17 protein-coding genes are annotated in these 17,744 nt (G+C 48.6%); 4 read left to right on the top strand and 13 right to left on the bottom strand.

What is annotated here, in order from left to right; all coding sequences use genetic code 11:
* Position 1: 1 nt before the first annotated feature.
* Genes M1D71_RS27910 through M1D71_RS27920 form a run of 3 tightly spaced genes read right to left on the bottom strand, consistent with a single transcriptional unit; the run spans position 2 to position 2,341 of the window.
* Entirely contained in the window at positions 2-286 is a 285-nt protein-coding gene (locus M1D71_RS27910) for a hypothetical protein (protein WP_458124515.1), read from the bottom strand.
* 54 nt (positions 287-340) lie between these two features.
* Positions 341-1,339, bottom strand: a complete 999-nt coding sequence (locus tag M1D71_RS27915; RefSeq protein ID WP_458124516.1) for a glycosyltransferase — start codon at positions 1,337-1,339, stop codon at positions 341-343.
* Positions 1,340-1,357: 18 nt separating this feature from the next.
* The gene (locus M1D71_RS27920; protein WP_458124517.1) at positions 1,358-2,341 is read right to left on the bottom strand and encodes a phosphotransferase family protein; all 984 of its coding nucleotides are present in this window, start codon (positions 2,339-2,341) and stop codon (positions 1,358-1,360) included.
* A gap of 170 nt (positions 2,342-2,511) precedes the next feature.
* On the opposite strand from M1D71_RS27920, the gene M1D71_RS27925 reads away from it, so the two are divergent.
* A complete protein-coding gene (locus M1D71_RS27925; RefSeq protein ID WP_458124518.1) occupies positions 2,512-3,105 on the top strand; it encodes a TetR/AcrR family transcriptional regulator in 594 nt (197 codons plus the stop codon).
* Positions 3,106-3,219: 114 nt separating this feature from the next.
* Positions 3,220-3,798, top strand: coding sequence for an NAD(P)H-dependent oxidoreductase (locus M1D71_RS27930; RefSeq protein ID WP_458124519.1), 579 nt, complete (start codon positions 3,220-3,222; stop codon positions 3,796-3,798).
* A gap of 148 nt (positions 3,799-3,946) precedes the next feature.
* Here the strand turns inward: M1D71_RS27930 and nikE are convergent, their stop codons facing one another.
* The 10 genes from nikE to M1D71_RS27980 all read right to left on the bottom strand — a co-directional run bounded on the left by nikE (position 3,947) and on the right by M1D71_RS27980 (position 15,040).
* The gene (nikE, locus tag M1D71_RS27935; RefSeq protein WP_458124520.1) at positions 3,947-4,747 is read right to left on the bottom strand and encodes a nickel import ATP-binding protein NikE; all 801 of its coding nucleotides are present in this window, start codon (positions 4,745-4,747) and stop codon (positions 3,947-3,949) included.
* 51 nt (positions 4,748-4,798) lie between these two features.
* Positions 4,799-5,605: a nickel import ATP-binding protein NikD gene (gene nikD / locus M1D71_RS27940; protein WP_458124521.1), complete on the bottom strand. Its 807-nt coding sequence runs from the start codon at positions 5,603-5,605 to the stop codon at positions 4,799-4,801.
* A gap of 39 nt (positions 5,606-5,644) precedes the next feature.
* Complete coding sequence (gene nikC / locus M1D71_RS27945; protein ID WP_458124522.1) at positions 5,645-6,475, bottom strand: nickel ABC transporter permease subunit NikC; 831 nt, start codon at positions 6,473-6,475, stop codon at positions 5,645-5,647.
* A complete protein-coding gene (gene nikB / locus M1D71_RS27950; RefSeq protein WP_458124523.1) occupies positions 6,472-7,416 on the bottom strand; it encodes a nickel ABC transporter permease subunit NikB in 945 nt (314 codons plus the stop codon). The genes nikC and nikB overlap by 4 nt, the downstream gene beginning before the upstream one ends.
* Before the next feature lie 59 nt (positions 7,417-7,475).
* Positions 7,476-9,107: a nickel ABC transporter substrate-binding protein gene (nikA, locus tag M1D71_RS27955; RefSeq protein ID WP_458124524.1), complete on the bottom strand. Its 1,632-nt coding sequence runs from the start codon at positions 9,105-9,107 to the stop codon at positions 7,476-7,478.
* A 295-nt stretch (positions 9,108-9,402) separates the two neighbouring features.
* Complete coding sequence (locus tag M1D71_RS27960; protein ID WP_458127371.1) at positions 9,403-10,344, bottom strand: glycoside hydrolase family 113; 942 nt, start codon at positions 10,342-10,344, stop codon at positions 9,403-9,405.
* Between the two features lie 200 nt (positions 10,345-10,544).
* Complete coding sequence (locus M1D71_RS27965; RefSeq protein WP_458124525.1) at positions 10,545-11,582, bottom strand: glycoside hydrolase family 130 protein; 1,038 nt, start codon at positions 11,580-11,582, stop codon at positions 10,545-10,547.
* A gap of 229 nt (positions 11,583-11,811) precedes the next feature.
* The gene (locus M1D71_RS27970) at positions 11,812-12,651 is read right to left on the bottom strand and encodes a carbohydrate ABC transporter permease (protein WP_458124526.1); all 840 of its coding nucleotides are present in this window, start codon (positions 12,649-12,651) and stop codon (positions 11,812-11,814) included.
* Entirely contained in the window at positions 12,648-13,535 is an 888-nt protein-coding gene (locus M1D71_RS27975) for a carbohydrate ABC transporter permease (protein ID WP_017691677.1), read from the bottom strand. Before M1D71_RS27975 ends, M1D71_RS27970 begins: the two co-directional genes overlap by 4 nt.
* A 191-nt stretch (positions 13,536-13,726) precedes the next feature.
* Positions 13,727-15,040 (bottom strand): ABC transporter substrate-binding protein, encoded by a 1,314-nt coding sequence (locus M1D71_RS27980; protein WP_100528225.1) that lies wholly within the window; start codon positions 15,038-15,040, stop codon positions 13,727-13,729.
* 224 nt (positions 15,041-15,264) lie between these two features.
* Here M1D71_RS27980 and M1D71_RS27985 point away from each other — a divergent pair, with 224 nt between their 5' ends.
* Both M1D71_RS27985 and M1D71_RS27990 read left to right on the top strand, forming a co-directional pair.
* The gene (locus M1D71_RS27985) at positions 15,265-16,455 is read left to right on the top strand and encodes an AGE family epimerase/isomerase (RefSeq protein ID WP_458124527.1); all 1,191 of its coding nucleotides are present in this window, start codon (positions 15,265-15,267) and stop codon (positions 16,453-16,455) included.
* Positions 16,452-17,636, top strand: coding sequence for a glycoside hydrolase family 130 protein (locus M1D71_RS27990; protein ID WP_458124528.1), 1,185 nt, complete (start codon positions 16,452-16,454; stop codon positions 17,634-17,636). Before M1D71_RS27985 ends, M1D71_RS27990 begins: the two co-directional genes overlap by 4 nt.
* The last annotated feature ends 108 nt before the right edge of the window (positions 17,637-17,744 follow it).

The raw sequence follows: 17,744 nt of genomic DNA on the forward strand, positions 1-17,744 counted from the left end.
CTTAATCCCTGCCCCGTCGCCGAAGCATCACATCCCTGATCGCCACCGTAATGAGTGTTAACATTCCCGCGGTACCGAATGATACACCGAGCAGAGCATATCCGATGCCATTCCATCCGCCAATATTGATGCTGATCATGATTACAACGGCACCGCCAAGCAAAGCCACACATGGCAATATATACTGAACCCACGTCATTCGCCGTCCTTGCATCCGGTAGATAAGCCATTCAATCAGCAACTGCACCGCCCACATTCCCAAAGTCCACATGATCAGTACTTCCATAAGGTTCCCCTCCTGTTGCTTGGATGGATCAAGCCCTTCGTTACAGACCTTCCTTTACTTCAACCAATCCGAGAAAAAGTTCCGGTATCCTTCTTTCATCTTCGTGCGCGAAAAAGCACTAAACGCATACTCCCGGTTGTCTTCTGAGACACTGCGCGGTGCAGCCGCAGCCATGTTCACCAGTTCAAACCAGTTATCCTCATTGCCTGCAAAGGCATGTGTGGATCGAATGTGACCGTAGCAGGCATGCTCCGGCTTCACGACCATTTTGCCCATCGCCATCGCTTCCGTCAGTGGCATTGCAAACGTATCAAAGGCCGAACAACTCCAGTAGACCTTCGATGAGTTCATCAGGGTAAAAATCTCATCCTGAGTGAGCGCAAACTTCAGCTTCACGTTGGCAGGAATGTCGTACTTCTTCATGCTTTCCTGATAGCGTACACCCCCGAACACCATGTACACTTCCTTATCCGGGTTCTGCCGCGCATATTCCAGGACCAAGTCCGGGCGACGGTTCGCTTCATCCCGACCGATCCAGAGCACACGATTATGCACAACCTGACTCGGGTCATAGTGCCGGTTCGCCAGCTCTTCGCTAAATCCAATCGGAATGACGTTCACGTCATGTACACCGAAATTGCGGCCCAACTCTGTTTTCAAAAACTCCGTCTGTACAATGGCTTTATCCACCATCGTATAAAATGGCTTCATCATCTCATATCCCGTCAGCGCGGGATCGGGGAAACTGTGCGGGAACAACACGCTCTTCGGTAAGAACATCTTCAAAAACGTAAACCCGGACACGGTGTAGATGACATGTTCTATATTTTGGCTATGAATCTGATCCAGCACGATATCATAGTTCACCAGGTCGCCTTTCTCATGCTCATAACCTGGCAACCAGTCATATCCGCTGACATGACGCTCCGGCGAGATGAACACAATATCCACGCCCAACTCCAGACCAATTTGTTTCAGCCGATCCGCAAATACGCGCGGCCCCTGAGCTTCTGTAAATTGAATTTTACGCATAACAAGTCCGACTTTACGCAAACTTCTCACCTCTCATTTCTATTCCTCACGCATATGCTTCATGCACTGTTCCAGCGTCGCTACCGTCTCGTGCCACTGGCTTCGCAGCTGCTCCTTCGGCCACACACATTCCTCACTCCTCAGATCACCGTCAATCAAACGCAGCATCCAGAGCGAGAATACAATAGCATAGGCATCGTACCATCCTGTAAAAAGAACCCGTTCAATCTGTACGCCCAAGCTCCCCAGTTTGTCCAAATAAACATCCATAACCCGCTCTCGCAGGGCAGGCGTAACCGTTCTGGGAAACAGCGGATGCGAGAGATCCACCAGATGGTACACATCCCACAGCGGCGTATTCAGATGGGCATGCTCCCAGTCCAAGATGACCAGTCTGCCGTCCACCTCCGCCATGTTACCAGGATGCAAATCTCCGTGACAAAGAACGGTTGGAAGTTCTTCCTCTGCCGTGAGGATCAACCTGGTGATCTTGTCCCAATCCGATGCGGACAGCTGCATGTCCAGTCTGGACAACAGATCAACAGTAGATTGCTTCTGCATTTGCAACTCATCCAACATCGTGCGAATGGACGGTTTCTGGCCCACGCGAGGCAGCTCGCTCCAATCCGTAACAGGCAATGCATGCCACGCTGCCATATGTGCCGCTGCGCCGAGCATCGTCGCTTCTTGCGAATTATGCACAAGCTGCCCCAGATCCTCGTAGATCATCCAGCTCTGTGCTGGTGCAATGGTAAGATCAGACGCAGCAATAAGCTGCGGGTAGAACGGCGGTAATCCAGACATCACACGCTCGTACATCCATCGTTCCCGCCCATGCTGCGCAGGATTCGTCAGCGGTTTGAAAATATAACTTCCACCGGTAGGAACAGTGAATCGCTCCACATATCGTCCGTTCATTCCTTTATATAACGGTTCCCGATTGGTTACATATTGATCATTCAGCATTCCTTCAGGCGTCACCCAGCTGTGTGCATCCTTCTCTTCATACACGCTACCCACCATCCATATTCGTTCTCCCTGCTGTTCGTATCCTCATGTTATGATTTCTATCCATCATACGTTGCCGCTCACAAGCCTGCAAGCTTAGGTCGTAAGTGCCTATTCAAGGAATCAAGTCAGAGGATTCAAAAGTGCTTCTTGCATTTTAGTTAGTAATCACTTACTATACAATCATGAAGAACAAACCTCATGTGGATAGCAAAAAGAAAGATATCTTACAAGCGGCTATGCGCTTGTTCGCAACCAAAGGCGTTGACGGCATATCCGTCAAAGAGATCGGTGACGCCGCCGGAGTAACCGACGCGGCGATCTACAAACATTTTAAAAACAAAGATGCCGTTGCCCTGGAAGCCTTCACTCAATACTGTGTCGACTATACTGCATTGATTGACGGGTATGTTCGCCGGGAAGGCCCCGTACTGGAACGCTTCAAGCAACTGGTTACCGAGGTGCTCCATCTGCATGATGAAGATCCCTACGGACTGCTGCTGATTTCACAGAATCATGAAATATTCATTGAAGCTGGAAGCAGCGAGGATTACCGTCAGCCATTGGATGCGTTAATGGATCTGATCGATCAGGGAATCATGCGAGGGGAGCTTCCTCAGCAGGATTCGAGGCTCACAGGCGTACTGATTATTGGTGCGATTACACGTATGGCGGTCTCCAGTATGCAAGGTGAGCTGCCGGAGCTGTTGGTACCTTATACGGGCGAGACTGTTCATCGTCTTGCATCAATGTTGGGGCAGGTACCCCCAAAAAAATAATCGTCAACATACCATCAGGATATACAGATGGATTATCGGGTCATACGTGACCTTTTCTTTTTGCACATGAGGTTAGTGTTCATTAACTAAAATAGTCAGGACGTGTCATCTTCTATGAAGAAAATATTAATTATTCAAGGTAATCCTGTCTCACCCAGTTATAACGGCGCACTAGCTGAGGCATATCGTAAAGGTGCAGTGCAAGCGGGTGCCGATGTCCGCATGATCACCTTGAACGAGTTGGCATTCAACATGAATCTGGAGGGAGGATATCGTAATAAACTTCCACTCGAACCGGATTTGCTACAAGCCCAAGAAGCGATCAAGTGGGCCGAGCATCTCGTATGGGTATTCCCAATCTGGTGGGGAGGACCACCTGCCCTGCTGAAAGGTTTCATTGACCGGATCTTCATGCCAGGTTACGCCTTCAAGTATCAAAAAGGAAAACCTTTCCCGGATCAGCTGCTCAAAGGCCGCACCGCTCGCATGATCACTACCATGGATGGCCCGAGTTGGTACTTCAAATGGTTCCATGGTGAGCCCGCACACAAGATGATGAAGATCTCCACATTGGGACTCACTGGCATCAAGCCTGTGCGGATAACAACGGTAGATCAAGTTGGGAAGAAGTCAGATGAACAGAGAAAGAATTGGTTGGATAAGATGGAGCAACTTGGGCGGAGGATGGGGTAAGACAGAAAACTGCCTATTCCTAAATAAAACAACAGAGGGATGTCCCTGCGTCATGTTCAAGACGGGACACCCCTTTGTTGCGTTCGTTATAGTCTAACGAACCTTGCACACGTTATTTACACGATCCCGCAACAGTACGAGCAACGCATTACCCAAACGAAATACGGCCTGACGGATGCTCAGGCAAAATAGCTGTAACCAGCTGCTGGACAGCAGGATGATCCGACTGCATTACCGAATCCCCCGCATCACCGCTATAGACAAGCCTGCCCTGATCCATTACCGCAATGCGGTCACATATCGTCATGGCAGCCCGGATGTCATGCGTGATAAAGAGGTACGACAACCCGTAGGACGCTCTTAACTCAGCCAATAAGGATAGGATTTGCGTCTGGTGCACCATATCCAGGCTGCTGATCGATTCGTCCAGTACGATTAACTTTGGCTTGAGAGCGATGGCTCGTGCGATGTTAACTCGCTGTAATTGTCCACCGCTGAACTGGTGCGGAAGCTTGTTTACATCCTCAGGTGTAAGTCCAACCTGCTCAAGCAATTGTCCAATCACACGAAGTTGTTCTTTTGCCGACAAACGCTCGTAATTATCCAGCGGCTCCCCAATGATCTCCGCGGCAGTCATGAGCGGATTCACAGCCGAATAACAGTCCTGGAACACGACTTGCAGATCACGTCGTAATCCCTTAAGCACTGGTTTGCTGGATCGATAGATATCCTGACCCTGAAACAAAATCTGACCCTGGCTAGGCTTCTCCAGCCCAAGAATGATTTTGCCCAAGGTACTTTTACCCGCCCCGCTCGTACCCAGCAGTCCCAGACACATACCCTTTTCAATCGTAAGCGAAATGTCTGCCAGCACAGGAGGACGCGCTCCCGAACGATCCAGCCAATTGCGTTTGCCATAGTTATGGCTTACTTCACGTACCTGAAGCATCAGGTCATCCTCCTCTCTTGTACTTGACAGAAGCAACTCATCTGTCATTCGCTATTGTCCCAAAGACATAACGGGCCTGGCATTTAACAACATCCGGGTATACTCATGCTGCGGGTGATCAAACAGTTGGTACACATCCGCCTGCTCCACTATTCGTCCCTTCTGCATAACCGCGACTTCATCCGCCATTTGCGAGATCACGCCCAGATCGTGGGAGATGAGCAAGATGGATGTGCCATATTCCGTACGTAGCCGATCCAATTCCTGAAGCACCTTCAACTGATTCACGACATCCAGTGCCGTCGTTGGTTCATCGGCAATAACCAGGGCTGGTCGCAGGCACATCGATATGGCGATCATCACCCGCTGCAACATGCCTCCACTCAGTTGGAAGGGATATCGCTTCATCAGCTTGGCCGGTTCGGGCAAGTTCATATCTGCCAAGGCAGCAATCGCTCGCTCTCGGGCCGCTGCTTTGGACATTTCTGTATGCGTACGTAAAGTTTCAATGAATTGAGATCCAATCGTATATACGGGTGTAAAAGCATTCATCGGATTCTGCATAATAAATCCGATGTCCTTGCCGCGGATGCGTCGCATCTCCTCACCTGACAATGAGCTAAGCTCCCGCCCATTCAGACGGATGCTGCCCGACACTTCCATCCTGCGTGGATCAAGCAGATGGAGCAACGCGTTACACGTAACGGTCTTGCCGCTGCCACTCTCACCGACCAGACCGAAGACACGACCTTTTTTTAATTCGAAATCAATGGGCTCCAGTAACGGGACTGAACCCTCCGCTGTTCTAAGATTCACTTGCAGACCACGAACTTCGAGTACTTTCGCTGCATCATCCATCGTTACATTCACCTCCATATTACCTTTGGTTTCGAACCACTACCTTTTTGCAATGCCATAACGCTCGGATAACGCTTCACCCAAAATGTTGAACGTAATAACTACCAGCAGAATTAATGCACCCGGGTAGATCATCAACTCCGGATGACTGCGAATATAACCCGTTCCTTCATGAATCATGGCGCCCCATTCTGCATTCGGTGGTTGAATACCAAGTCCCAAGAAGGACAGAGCGGATATATCCATAATCGCCCAGCCCATCTCCAACGTGCCCATCACTACAATGGGACGCTGTACGTTGGGGATGATATGTCTGCGGATAATCGTCCATGAAGAGGAGCCGCTAATCCGCGCCGCTGCGATGAAGTTCCGTTCCTTCAGACTAACGACCATATTCCGGCAGATGCGTGCATAATACACCCACTGTACCATCATGAGGGCTAGAAGAACCTGCATCAGACCTGGACCAAAGATCCCTACAATGCCCAGCACCAGCACCAGATTCGGAAACGCCATAATGCCTTCACACAAGCGCATCAGCAGACTGTCCACCCAGCCACCGAGGTACCCGGAGATCGAACCCACAATGACACCTATGAGCAAAGAAGACAGAAAGATCAGGGTAGCAAATCCGAGCGACACCCGAGCGCCATATATTAACCTGGTGAGATTGTCGCGTCCCAGATGATCCGTTCCCAGCCAATGCTCAAAGGATGGACTCGCCAGCTTCTGTAACAGATTCACCTTCACAGGGTCATGAGGAGCAATCCATGGGGCTAATAACGCTACCATGAAGAAAAGCAATATGATCACCGAGCATATCTGGATGGCTCTCTGTCCTTTAAATACCGCACGCCATTTGTTTATCAATGTTCTGCCCGTCCTTTCGCTGAAATCCGTGGGTCCATCACCAGTTGCACCAGATCAACGAGCAGATTGCATACGATGAACAGGCAGGCCGCCAGGAAGACATAACATTGAATAACGGGAATATCCCGATTAAATATCGCATCGACAAAGTATCGTCCGAACCCAGGCCAGGAAAACACTTGCTCCACAATAATGGTGCCTGTGAGCAGCTTGCCCATACTCATACCCATCCCCGTAATGAGGGGCGATATGGCGATTTTCAGGACATGTTTCAGCATAATGACTCGTTCGCGAATCCCGCGCGTTCTCGCATACTGTACATATGTCTCCTGCAATTGCTCCAGTACACTGGAACGCAATAATCGGGTGTAGATCGCAATAAGAATCAAGGAGAGTGTAATCGTAGGCAGAACCAGATTCTCCCACGATCCACGCCCCTCCACAGGGAGCCAGTCCAGCTTCACCGAGAAAAAGAAGATCAGCAGGTAACCGAGCCAGAATTGCGGAATAGATGCTCCAAAATAGGAAATCGCACGGCTGACCATGTCAATCCAGCTATTCTTATACACCGCCGCCAGTATTCCTAAAGGAATACTCACCAAAGCCGATAACAATATACTCCAGAGGGCTAGTTCAGCCGTAGCCGGGAGCCTTAATTTCACTTCATCCCATACGGGTTTATTGGTGAGATATGAGGTGCCGAAGTCGAGCTTGGCAATCTTCTGAATCGTATGCACATATTGGGTTAACATAGGCTGATCCAGACCGAACTCATGCCGCTTTTGCGCAAGCAGCTCCGGTGTTGGATAGATATGAGCGGCTGTCAGATAAGCCTCGGCCGGATCAACCGGCGATATATGAATAAGCGCAAAGGTCACAAGTGTAGCAATAAAAACGATAGGAATGATCGCGATCATTCGTTTACCAATATAACCGATCACCAAACGTTCCTCCCTTTTATCAAGCTACATGACCTTACCACTCTCAAAGTCACTACTTATTAATTGCCCAATTCAATGCCCACAAACGGATTTTCGTCACGGTTCGCCGGGAAAATAAAGTTGGAAATTTTCTTCTGATATACAGCCGTTTTCTTAATATAAGAGATCGGTACGATGGCCGATTGCTCCTGAAGCGTCTTGAGGATGGAGCCATATAGTTCCTGGCGTTTCGTCTCGTCTGTGGAAGACAGGGCTGCATGCACCTGATCGTCCAGTTCCTTTTTCATCGGCAACGCACTCAAGGTCTCGGAAATCCCAAATCCAGGGTTCGCCACAACATTAATGAAGGAATGTGGATCATATGGCGCACCATAGTTGTACCAGAAATACAGGTCGAAATCATTGGCTTTCAAGCGCTTGATCTGTACCGTCAGTTCCAGTCCAGTGAGGTTTACCTTAACCCCAAGCTCGCTCCATTCCGCCTGAATGGTCTCAGCCATCGCTTTCTGAATCGGGTCCGTCTTGTCAAAAATCATCTCAAAATCAAGCTGCTGACCGTCCTTCTCACGAACCGTACCACCTGCAGGCAACTTCCAGCCCGCCTCATCCAGTAATGCTTTGGATCTCTCCACGTCATACGTGATCGGTTCCAGGTCTACATTGGTGTACGGATAGTTTTTGGACAATACGGTATCGGCTGGCTCTTCCAAACCGGAAGTGACGCCTTCCACCATCGCCTTTTTGTTGAATCCTTGCTGGAGTGCCATCCGTACTCTGACATCAGACATCTTCGGATTGGAAGAGTTCAGCAACAGACTGCGAGTTCCCACAGGATCAGACAATTGGGTTACATACTCATCGTTGTCACGAAGTTGTTGGAATGCATCCAGGCTGATCACACCTTCACCGTAGATCAGGTCGAGATCACCTTTTTCAAAAGCAAGAACACGGGTCTCCCCATCAGGAATGATCTTAACCGTAATCTGATCTACCTTCGGTGCTGTTCCCCAATAGTTCGGGTTACGCTTGAAGACGGCATATTCGTCCTGCTTGTATTCAGCCAGCATCCACGGGCCAGTACCCACCGGCTCTTTGATGCCTTGGGAAGTATCTCCGTCATCCGGGAATCCGGCTTCACCCAGGAAGCGGAAAGGACGAACTACAGACAAATCCTGCAAGACCGGATAATACGGCTCTGTGAGTGTCAACCGGAAAGTCTGATCGTCCACAACCTCCATCTTGTCGAGCACGCCTACAATACCCAGCCAGCTATGTGTATCTTTATTTTTCATAACAGCATCAAAATTCTTTTTCACAATCTCAGCATTAAATGGCGTGCCATCTGAGAATTTCACACCTTGGCGAAGCTTGAATGTATATACTTTGCCGTCATCGGAGATGGTCCATGATTCTGCCAGGGCAGGTTCCAGTTTTCCGTCCTTCTGGTAACTGATCAGCGGCTCATAGAGCATGGATTGGGCAAATAATTGCGAAGGATTGTACGTATGCGGATTCATTGTACCGATATCACGTGGCCATGACATCGTAATCGACTTCGTAGATGTTTGATCCGAAGCAGCAGATGAGGATTGATCTGCACTTCCTGTATTGCTGCAGCCCACGATAACCAATAGCAACAAGAGCATAGTTGCCAGTGTGAGAGCCGAAGATTTGCGATGTTGTACAATCATGGATGTAGAACCCCTTTTCTCTATTTCATGATAATGATTCTCATATTCATTCATTAAGAATAGGCAGGAGCCCTCCTTTTGTCAATAAAATTCGACATGGTATGTGTTGTTACTAAAATAGCCAAAAAACCTTTCCTGTAGGAGGAAAGGCTTTTTGATCTGAATGTGAATTACAACTGGAAAAATAAGTTCCACCAATATCTGCTATTCCTTGCTCACAGCATGGAAATCATCAAAGTACATATGGAGATATATCACTGAGATTCATCTTCACATACACCTTCTTGTTTCTCGTTTAAGTTTCTACAGTGATGCCTTCATAGAACCGACGAATCATTTTCTCCGCAGGCTTACCATACACCCCATAACCGTCGTCAATCAGCGCATTCTTCTCCGCATGCAGATGTGCGCTCCAATCCCATAGACCGAACCCGCGTACCCAGTCACGCTGACTGACATGCCGGAACATCGCTTCATAGAAACGCTCCTGTTCCTCAGCGCTCACTTCGCCTTCCAGTCCCCAATCGTTCGGTACCTGGGCTGATCCATCGCGGCTGGGACAGCCTGCTTCCGCGAAGAAAAAGGGTTTGCCATAGGGAGCAATCGCCTGCTCAATTCGATCCAGCTGCGCCTCCCAATCTCCAATGGGATAATAACCACTGGAAGAGATCACGTCCACTGCATCCCACCACTTCACATGACCTTCCTGATATTTGTCTGTGTTGTATGACACCAGTCCAGTGTACACTTCACGCACACCAGCGATCACCTCGCGCCACTCTTGGTCCCGACGCTCGGATTGCACCATCTCACAGCCTACGATGAACATCTCGCACTTTTCCTGCTCTGCAATCGCTGCATAATGCTTCTGAAATGCCGTGTAGCTGCGGAACCAATCCTTCCACTTCGGCTCACACGGCACATCGATATCAAAAAAGTTAATGTGTGCACGCCATGTACCATCGGTGCAGTTGACGGTTGGTTTCAGAATGACACGCAGCCCGAGTGTGCGGGCATAACGAATCATGTCGACCAGTTCATCATCCTCCACCAGATGTGCACCCCGATACTTCACTTCTACCGCCTGCGGATGATCCTGATGTGCCGCCAGTGCAAAAATAACATGTGAACTGCCTGTGCGTTCAGCCATCAGACGCAAGGATTCTTTGGCCTCCGGCTTGCGGAAGTCACCCTTGCCACTCATCCAGCCAAATGTAAATCCTTTGATGTAATCCATATATGTTTGCACTGTAAAGCCCCTTTCACCGTTCCTGTCACTCCGAGTGCAGTACATCTTCCGATCGCCGTTATCCCCAGATTTTCTGATTCCCTTTAAAAAGGGTAAAATCCGGTTATAAATGCGAACACTCCGTTTCTTCAGATTGGTTCTGCACTCTCCGTTAGTGTGTGAATTAACTTTTTTAGGTTTTACTACAATTACAGCTTGCCTTCCTCGCGGTCACCTGCAATAACCTCGTCCGTCTCGATCACATAGTTCATGATCTCTTCGATGGTCGTGTACGCCACGCCCACATACGTGTCGGCAGCACCGTAATAGATGGCGATACGTCCGGTCTCGGCATCATGCAGCGTTGCGCATGGGAAGATGACGTTATCAACGAAGCCTTGTTCTTCATACCACTTTTCCGGTGTCAGCACGAAGTTAGAGGAACGATATTTTACTTTGGAAGGCTCATCCAGATCCAGAATGACCGCCCCCATGCTATATACCAATCCATTACAGGTTCCCGTGACGCCGTGGTAGAACATCAGCCAGCCTTCGGACGTTTCGATCGGAGCAGGGCCGCCACCAATTTTGACCGATTGCCACCAGCCCTGACCGCCTTTGCTCATCACATGACGGTGCTTGCCCCAGTACACAAGATCAGGGCTCTCACTCAGGAAAATATCTCCGAATGGTGTATGTCCACTGTCACTTGGTCTGGACAACATCACATAGTTGTCGTTGATTTTGCGCGGGAACAACACACCATTACGATTGAATGGCAGCATTGGATTTTCGAGGCGGACAAATGTTTTGAAGTCATCTGTTTTGGCCAGGCCCAGTGCTGCACCGTAGAAGTCTGTACACCAGATGATGTAATACGTATCCTCGACTTTGACCAAACGTGGATCGTACGCATAGTTCGGCATGAACGGATCGCCATTCTCATCCACAAATGCAATGCGCTCTTCTTCAATCGTCCACTCCAAACCGTCCTCACTCGCTCCCATGTGAAGGTGCGGACGGCCATTAACGGTTTCAGCACGGAATACCCCAATGAATTTTCCTTCATAAGGAACAACGGCACTGTTGAAAATGCGGGCAACGCCTTTGACCGGATTACGCGGAACCACTGGATTCGCCGAGTGTCTCCATACCGGGCCTTCCGTTCCCTCCGGTTTGTTCTCCCACGGCATATTCGGCAAAGCGTCCCCAACAATGTGTACGTTTTTCGTTTCGGCAACTGACATTTTTCATTTCTCCCTTCGGTTAGGCTTTATGAAATGAATACTAAAATTACACTAGACCACTTTGATGACAGAACAACCTTCCGATCGCCGTTATCCCCAGATTTTTTGATACCCTTATCAAAGGGGGAAATCCGGGGATAAATGCGACCACTTCGTTTCTCCAGCTTTTTTCTGTCCTCTTCGTTTCTGTGTAATCTCATATGCATTTCATATAGCCTTTCGTGTTTTTTTATTTAACGGAGCCTTGCGCGAAGCCGTTGTAGATGTACTTCTGTAGCAGCAAGAAGATGATCATCGTTGGAATAATGGCGATCATGATGCCAGCGCTGATGACTTCCCACTGCGATCCGAACGGTCCCTTGAATTTGAACAAGGCGGTGGATATGACCTGTAGATCGGTCTTCGGCATGTACAGGAACGGTGTGTAGAAGTCGTTATAGATGTTAACGCCCTTCACGATAATGACCGTTACAATGGCTGGTTTCAGCAGTGGCAGAATGATTTTCCAGTAGATCGTGAAGTATGATGCGCCATCCAGCATGGCGGATTCATCCAGTGCACTTGAGATGGAACCCAGGAACTGCAGGAAGATATACACCGCGATGATATCTGTACCCAGGTACATCACGATGGCTGCCCAGCGCGTGTTAAACAGGTCTAGGGCGTTGATGATCTGGAATGTGGCAACCTGCGTCGTAACACTTGGAATCAGGGTAGCGAGCAGGAATGCCGCAACCATGATTTTCTTGCCTTTGAATTTGAACCGATCCAGCACATACGCGATCATGGAACCCGTTAAGGTTGCACCTATAATGGAGATGATCAGGATAATAATTGTATTTTTGAAACCGACCAGCATGTTGCCATCCACAAAAGCCTTCGCATAGTTCGCAAAGTTCAGCCAGTTGGCTGGCGGGGCAAGCGGGCTGCTGGTAGCGTATTCCGCATTGGTTTTGAGAGAGGCAAACAGGATGACCACGATGGGTAACAGCGCGATAAACGCCGCAAGCACCAGGGAAGCATATTTAACCACGCTCGCAAGGGTGTATTTGAATTGGTTCACGTTCATTCCTCCCCTTTCATGGTGACGCGCTGAACGAGCGTAACGAGAATAACGATCAAGAGCAGCACCACAGCCATGGCGGATGCCAGTCCCAGCTTGCCATATTTAAACGCCAAATGAACCGTTTGGATTACAAATGTCATACTGCCGTTGGAACCATCGGTCATGATATATGGAATATCGAACGCACTAATTGCGCCGCTAATCGCCAAGATCAGGTTGAGCTGCAGGATGCGTGTAATGCTTGGCAGGATGATGTGGCGGAATTGCTGCCAGCGATTGGCACCATCAATATCGGATGCTTCATACACATCCTTCGGAATGGAGGAGATTGCACCCAGGAAAATGATAAAGTTAAAGCCCATGTATCTCCATACCGATGCACCTGCGAGTGACACGTTAATAATATTAGGATTACCGAGCCAGAGCTGCGTGTATTGTCCCAGCCCTACAGCATGCATGAGCATATCGAGTGTACCGTCCGGTTTGAAGAAAAAGAGGAAGATAAAACCGATGGCTACCCCATTCAGCAAATAAGGGAAGAACAGTATGCCTTTGAAGAAGTTTTTGCCTCGAACTTTGAAACTCAGAATCGTGGCAAAGTAAAGCGCCAAGCCCATCTGTAAGAACGTGGCCACGAAGTAATACAGGCTGACAATAAATACTTTGAAATATTCGGGATCACTGAATATGCGTGTATAGTTCTCAAAGCCAACATAATCGAACCTTTTACTGTATCCGTTCCAATCGGTGAAACTGTATTTGAACATGTTGATGACTGGTAAGTATGCAAACGTGAACAGCAACGCCAGCGGAATAATTGAGAAGGCACAGATGATAAATATGCGTTGCGCTGAGTAGCCCCAATTCGAAAGTTTTAAGTACTTCATGCTCTCCACACCTCCAAGCGGTTCTCCCGCCTATATATCGAAAGACTCCCATCCAATGGAATTCTGTTGGAACAACTGCCGAGGAAGAGCATCTGGCATCATGCTTCCGAGTACCGGATGCTCCATGTATACATGGACTTACATGCCCCCCCGCAGTCCTTTTACCGCCAGATCCACTCAGGTCATTCTCGTTATTTCGTGAGTTCTGCTCGTGCTTTTACCCACTTATCGTTCAGATCTTTCATGATGTCGTCATATGATTCCTTGCGGTTCCCAATACCTGCTTCGATAATGCGTTTCTTGAAGTCAGGCTGCCAGAGACCGATTTCGCCTTCGTTATCAATCTTGTCAACCAGCCCTTCTTGACCTTCTTTGGCAGGTGTAAGCGTGGAGAATTTCACATCTTTATATTGATCCAAAATCGGTGGCAATTCAGCATTCTTGTCTGCATCCATACCGCCGCCCTGTTCAACTGCGTAGTTCGATTTCGCCAGGAACCAGTCAATCCAGGCTTTGGCAGCAGGTTTGTTCTCACTGTTCACGTTCATGCCGATGTTATAGTCTGCGGAGAGCGGAACCACAACCTCACTTGCATTGGTTGGGAAAGGTAAGAATCCGATGTCGTCCGGAGTATCCGTCATCCCTTGGATCTGTGTGATCGCCCAAGAGCCCAGTGCCATCGTAGCAATTTTGCCTTTGGCGAGATCCGCTTTGGAGCTTTCCCAGTCCGTTGTCGTTGGATCTTTCTCGATTAGACCGTTCTTGGCTGCATCATAGAGCACCTTATATAGTTCGTAGTGCGGCTGACCAGGCACAAAGTTCTCATCTGTGTTCGGTTGGTCCACGTTAACGTAATCCACACTGCCTGCAACTGTTGGCAGATCCGATTCCCATTGGGTTAATGCCCAGCCAGATGCATAGTTGGTGTAAAGCGGAACCGCATCTGTATTGTCTTTGACCAATTGAAGTGCAGCCTGGAATTGCTCCGGTGTTTTTGGAACTTCCATAATGCCTGCGTCTTTGAAGACCTGTTTGTTATAAATGATTCCGGAGAACGTAATTACGGTAGGGATACCGTAGACCTGACCATCCACCATGCGTTCTTCAATGGCGGTGTATTTGTCTTTCAATTCATCGTACGTGCCGAGCGGCTCGAAAAAGTCCGGGATATCTGCGATCGGAACACTGGTCGGGATCATCAGTACATCACCATAATCCTTGGTGCTCATACGGATTTTCACTTGTCCTTCGTAGTCGGCCAGCGCCTGAAAGTTTACTTTTACATCGGGGTATTCCTTGTTGAATTCTGCAGCATAGTCTTTGAACACGGTATCCACAATATCTGTCCGTTGCGTCAGAACGGTTATTTCACCTTTGATATCTGCCGGATCTGTACTGATCTCCTCCCCTGCCTGCGAAGATCCACCTCCGGATGAACATGCAGCAAGTAGCGAAGTGATGAGCAGCATCGTCAGCAACATCATCCAACCTTTGTTTTTTCTCAATTGTTTCGACCCCTTTCTTAAATTCGTTAAGTTATCGTTAAGGTTACAAAATGAATTCTATTATGGTAACGCTTACCTGTCAATTCATTTATTTATAACCTAACAATAAAAATTGCGAGGTAATTCGTTGACATCTGTTTTTCTGAGCACTAATATTGTTTTATAAGGTTACCGTTAACTTAACGGATTGAGATTGATGTAACATTCTGAAGGAGTGCTCACTTATGAATACCAAAACAACCCAGCTCCAATCTGAGATGAAGGAACATTGGGAAAAGCAGATTTTACCCTTCTGGTCCAACCTCAAAGATACAACCCACGGTGGATTCTACGGCTGGGTCGGCAATGATCTTCAGGTTAATCAACAGGCACCCAAAGGCGGGATCGCCACGGCACGGCAACTCTGGTCTTTTGCAGCAGCGTATCGGGTTACCGGAAACGAGAGATGGCGCGAGCACGCTGAACATGCATACCGTTTTCTCGCCGATCATGTGATGGATAGCGAATATGGCGGCATGTACTGGATGGTAGATTACACAGGGGAAGCGCTGGACACGAGCAAACATGTGTATACGCAATCATTCGGCGTGTACTCACTCAGTGAGTACTATCGCGCTACCGGGGATGCTTCTGCATTGGAACTTGCAAAAACGCTTTTTGCTCTGATCGAGGACAAAGGTCTGGATGCCGAACTACCTGCGTACAAGGAACAATTTGATCGCACATGGAAGGAACAGCCCAATGAAATGCTGAGCGAAAATGGGGTTATTGCGGACTACACAATGAATACGCATATCCATGTGCTGGAGGCCTACACCACGCTCTATCGAGTGTGGCCGGATCAACAAGTGAAGGCGGCACTGGGACGCCTGCTCGGAATTTTGTATGAACGCGTGTATGACCAAGACACCAAGTTTCTCGGGGTATTTTTCAACAAACAGTGGGAATCCATCATCGATCTGCGCTCGTTCGGACATGACATTGAAGCCAGCTGGCTGATCGACGAAACGTTAAAAGTGTTGGGGCTGGAACAACATCCGGAGTATGCAGCGATGGTAACAGATATTGCCTATAACATCTCCAATGTAGCCGTGAATGCTGATGGTTCCCTGCTAAATGAACAAGAAGGTGAACATATCGATGAGAAGCGAATTTGGTGGGTTCAAGCCGAGGCGATGGTCGGTTTCTATAATGCATATCAGCGTACAGGTGATCCACTGTTTCTGGAGAGAGTGGAACGCCTGTGGAGCTATACGAAAGAAAACATCATAGATCAGCGCGCTGGTGGGGAATGGTACTGGTCGGTTGATGGGAACGGCACACCGGATCAGAGCGAAATTGCCGGACCGTGGAAATGTCCGTATCACAATAGCAGATTCTGTATTGAACTAATCGAGAGGATGGGATCAGAATGATACACCCGAAATACAAGGAGTTACTGGAGAAACAGGAGCAGCTGCTTACTCGCCCCAATGAGATCAATTCTTCCTTCTACAACGGCGTATATGATCGGTATCAATATCCGGTAATCACTCGCCATCATGTACCGCTGCATTGGAGATTCGATCTGGATGAGACGACCAACCCGCATTTCATGGAGCGTCTGGGCATTAATGCGACGCTGAATCCGGGAGCCATCTATTTCAATGGCAAATACGTCATGGTTATTCGTACCGAAGGATTGGATCGCAAATCGATCTTCGCGCTCGCCGAGAGTGACAATGGCATCGACGGATTCCGATTTACAGGTAAACCATTAGTCTGGGAAGATATTGATGCGGATGAAACCAATCAATATGATATGCGCTTGGTTCAACATGAGGATGGCTGGATCTATGGCATCTATTGCTCGGAACGCAAAGACCCGGAAGCACCTGCATTTGACACGTCCAGCGCAGTGGCACAGGCAGGACTGGTTCGGACACGAGATCTCACAAGCTGGGAACGGTTGCCCAACATAACAACGAATTCCCCTCAACAGCGCAATGTCGTATTGCACCCGGAATTCGTGGATGGAAAGTATGCCTTCTACACCCGTCCACAGGACGGATTCATCTCCACAGGCAGCGGCGGCGGAATTGCCTTCGGTCTGTGTGAGGATATCTTGAACCCGGTCATTCATGAAGAGACGATTATCGACGAACGGCAATATCATACGGTCTATGAGGTCAAAAATGGCCAGGGCCCTGCTCCGCTCAAGACGGATCGTGGCTGGATTCACATTGCTCACGGGGTTCGGAACACCGCGGCAGGCCTGCGTTATGTGTTATACACCTTCGCTACGGATCTGAATGATCCGGCGCGTATTATCGCCAAGCCGGGCGGCCACTTCATTGCCCCTTATGACGATGAGCGTGTAGGCGATGTATCCAATGTTATTTTCTGCAATGGTGCCGTAGTCAACGAAAATAATGAGGTCTTTATCTATTACGCATCCAGTGATACCCGCTGTCATGTGGCAACAACCACGCTGGAAAAGCTAGTCGATTATACGTTCAATACACCGGCTGATCCATATCGTTCCCTGGACTGTGCCAGCCAGCGGGGTCAGCTGATAGAACAGAATGAGAAGCTTTTACAGAAACAATTGACATAACATCGCTATAGCAACCTTTCATGCAAACCTGAAATATGCTGAAAATAGCGAAACAACAGTCAGAATGGCTTTATTCCAAGTTGGTAACGATGTATACTGATATGGATT

The organism is Paenibacillus sp. Z3-2, assembly GCF_054161325.1.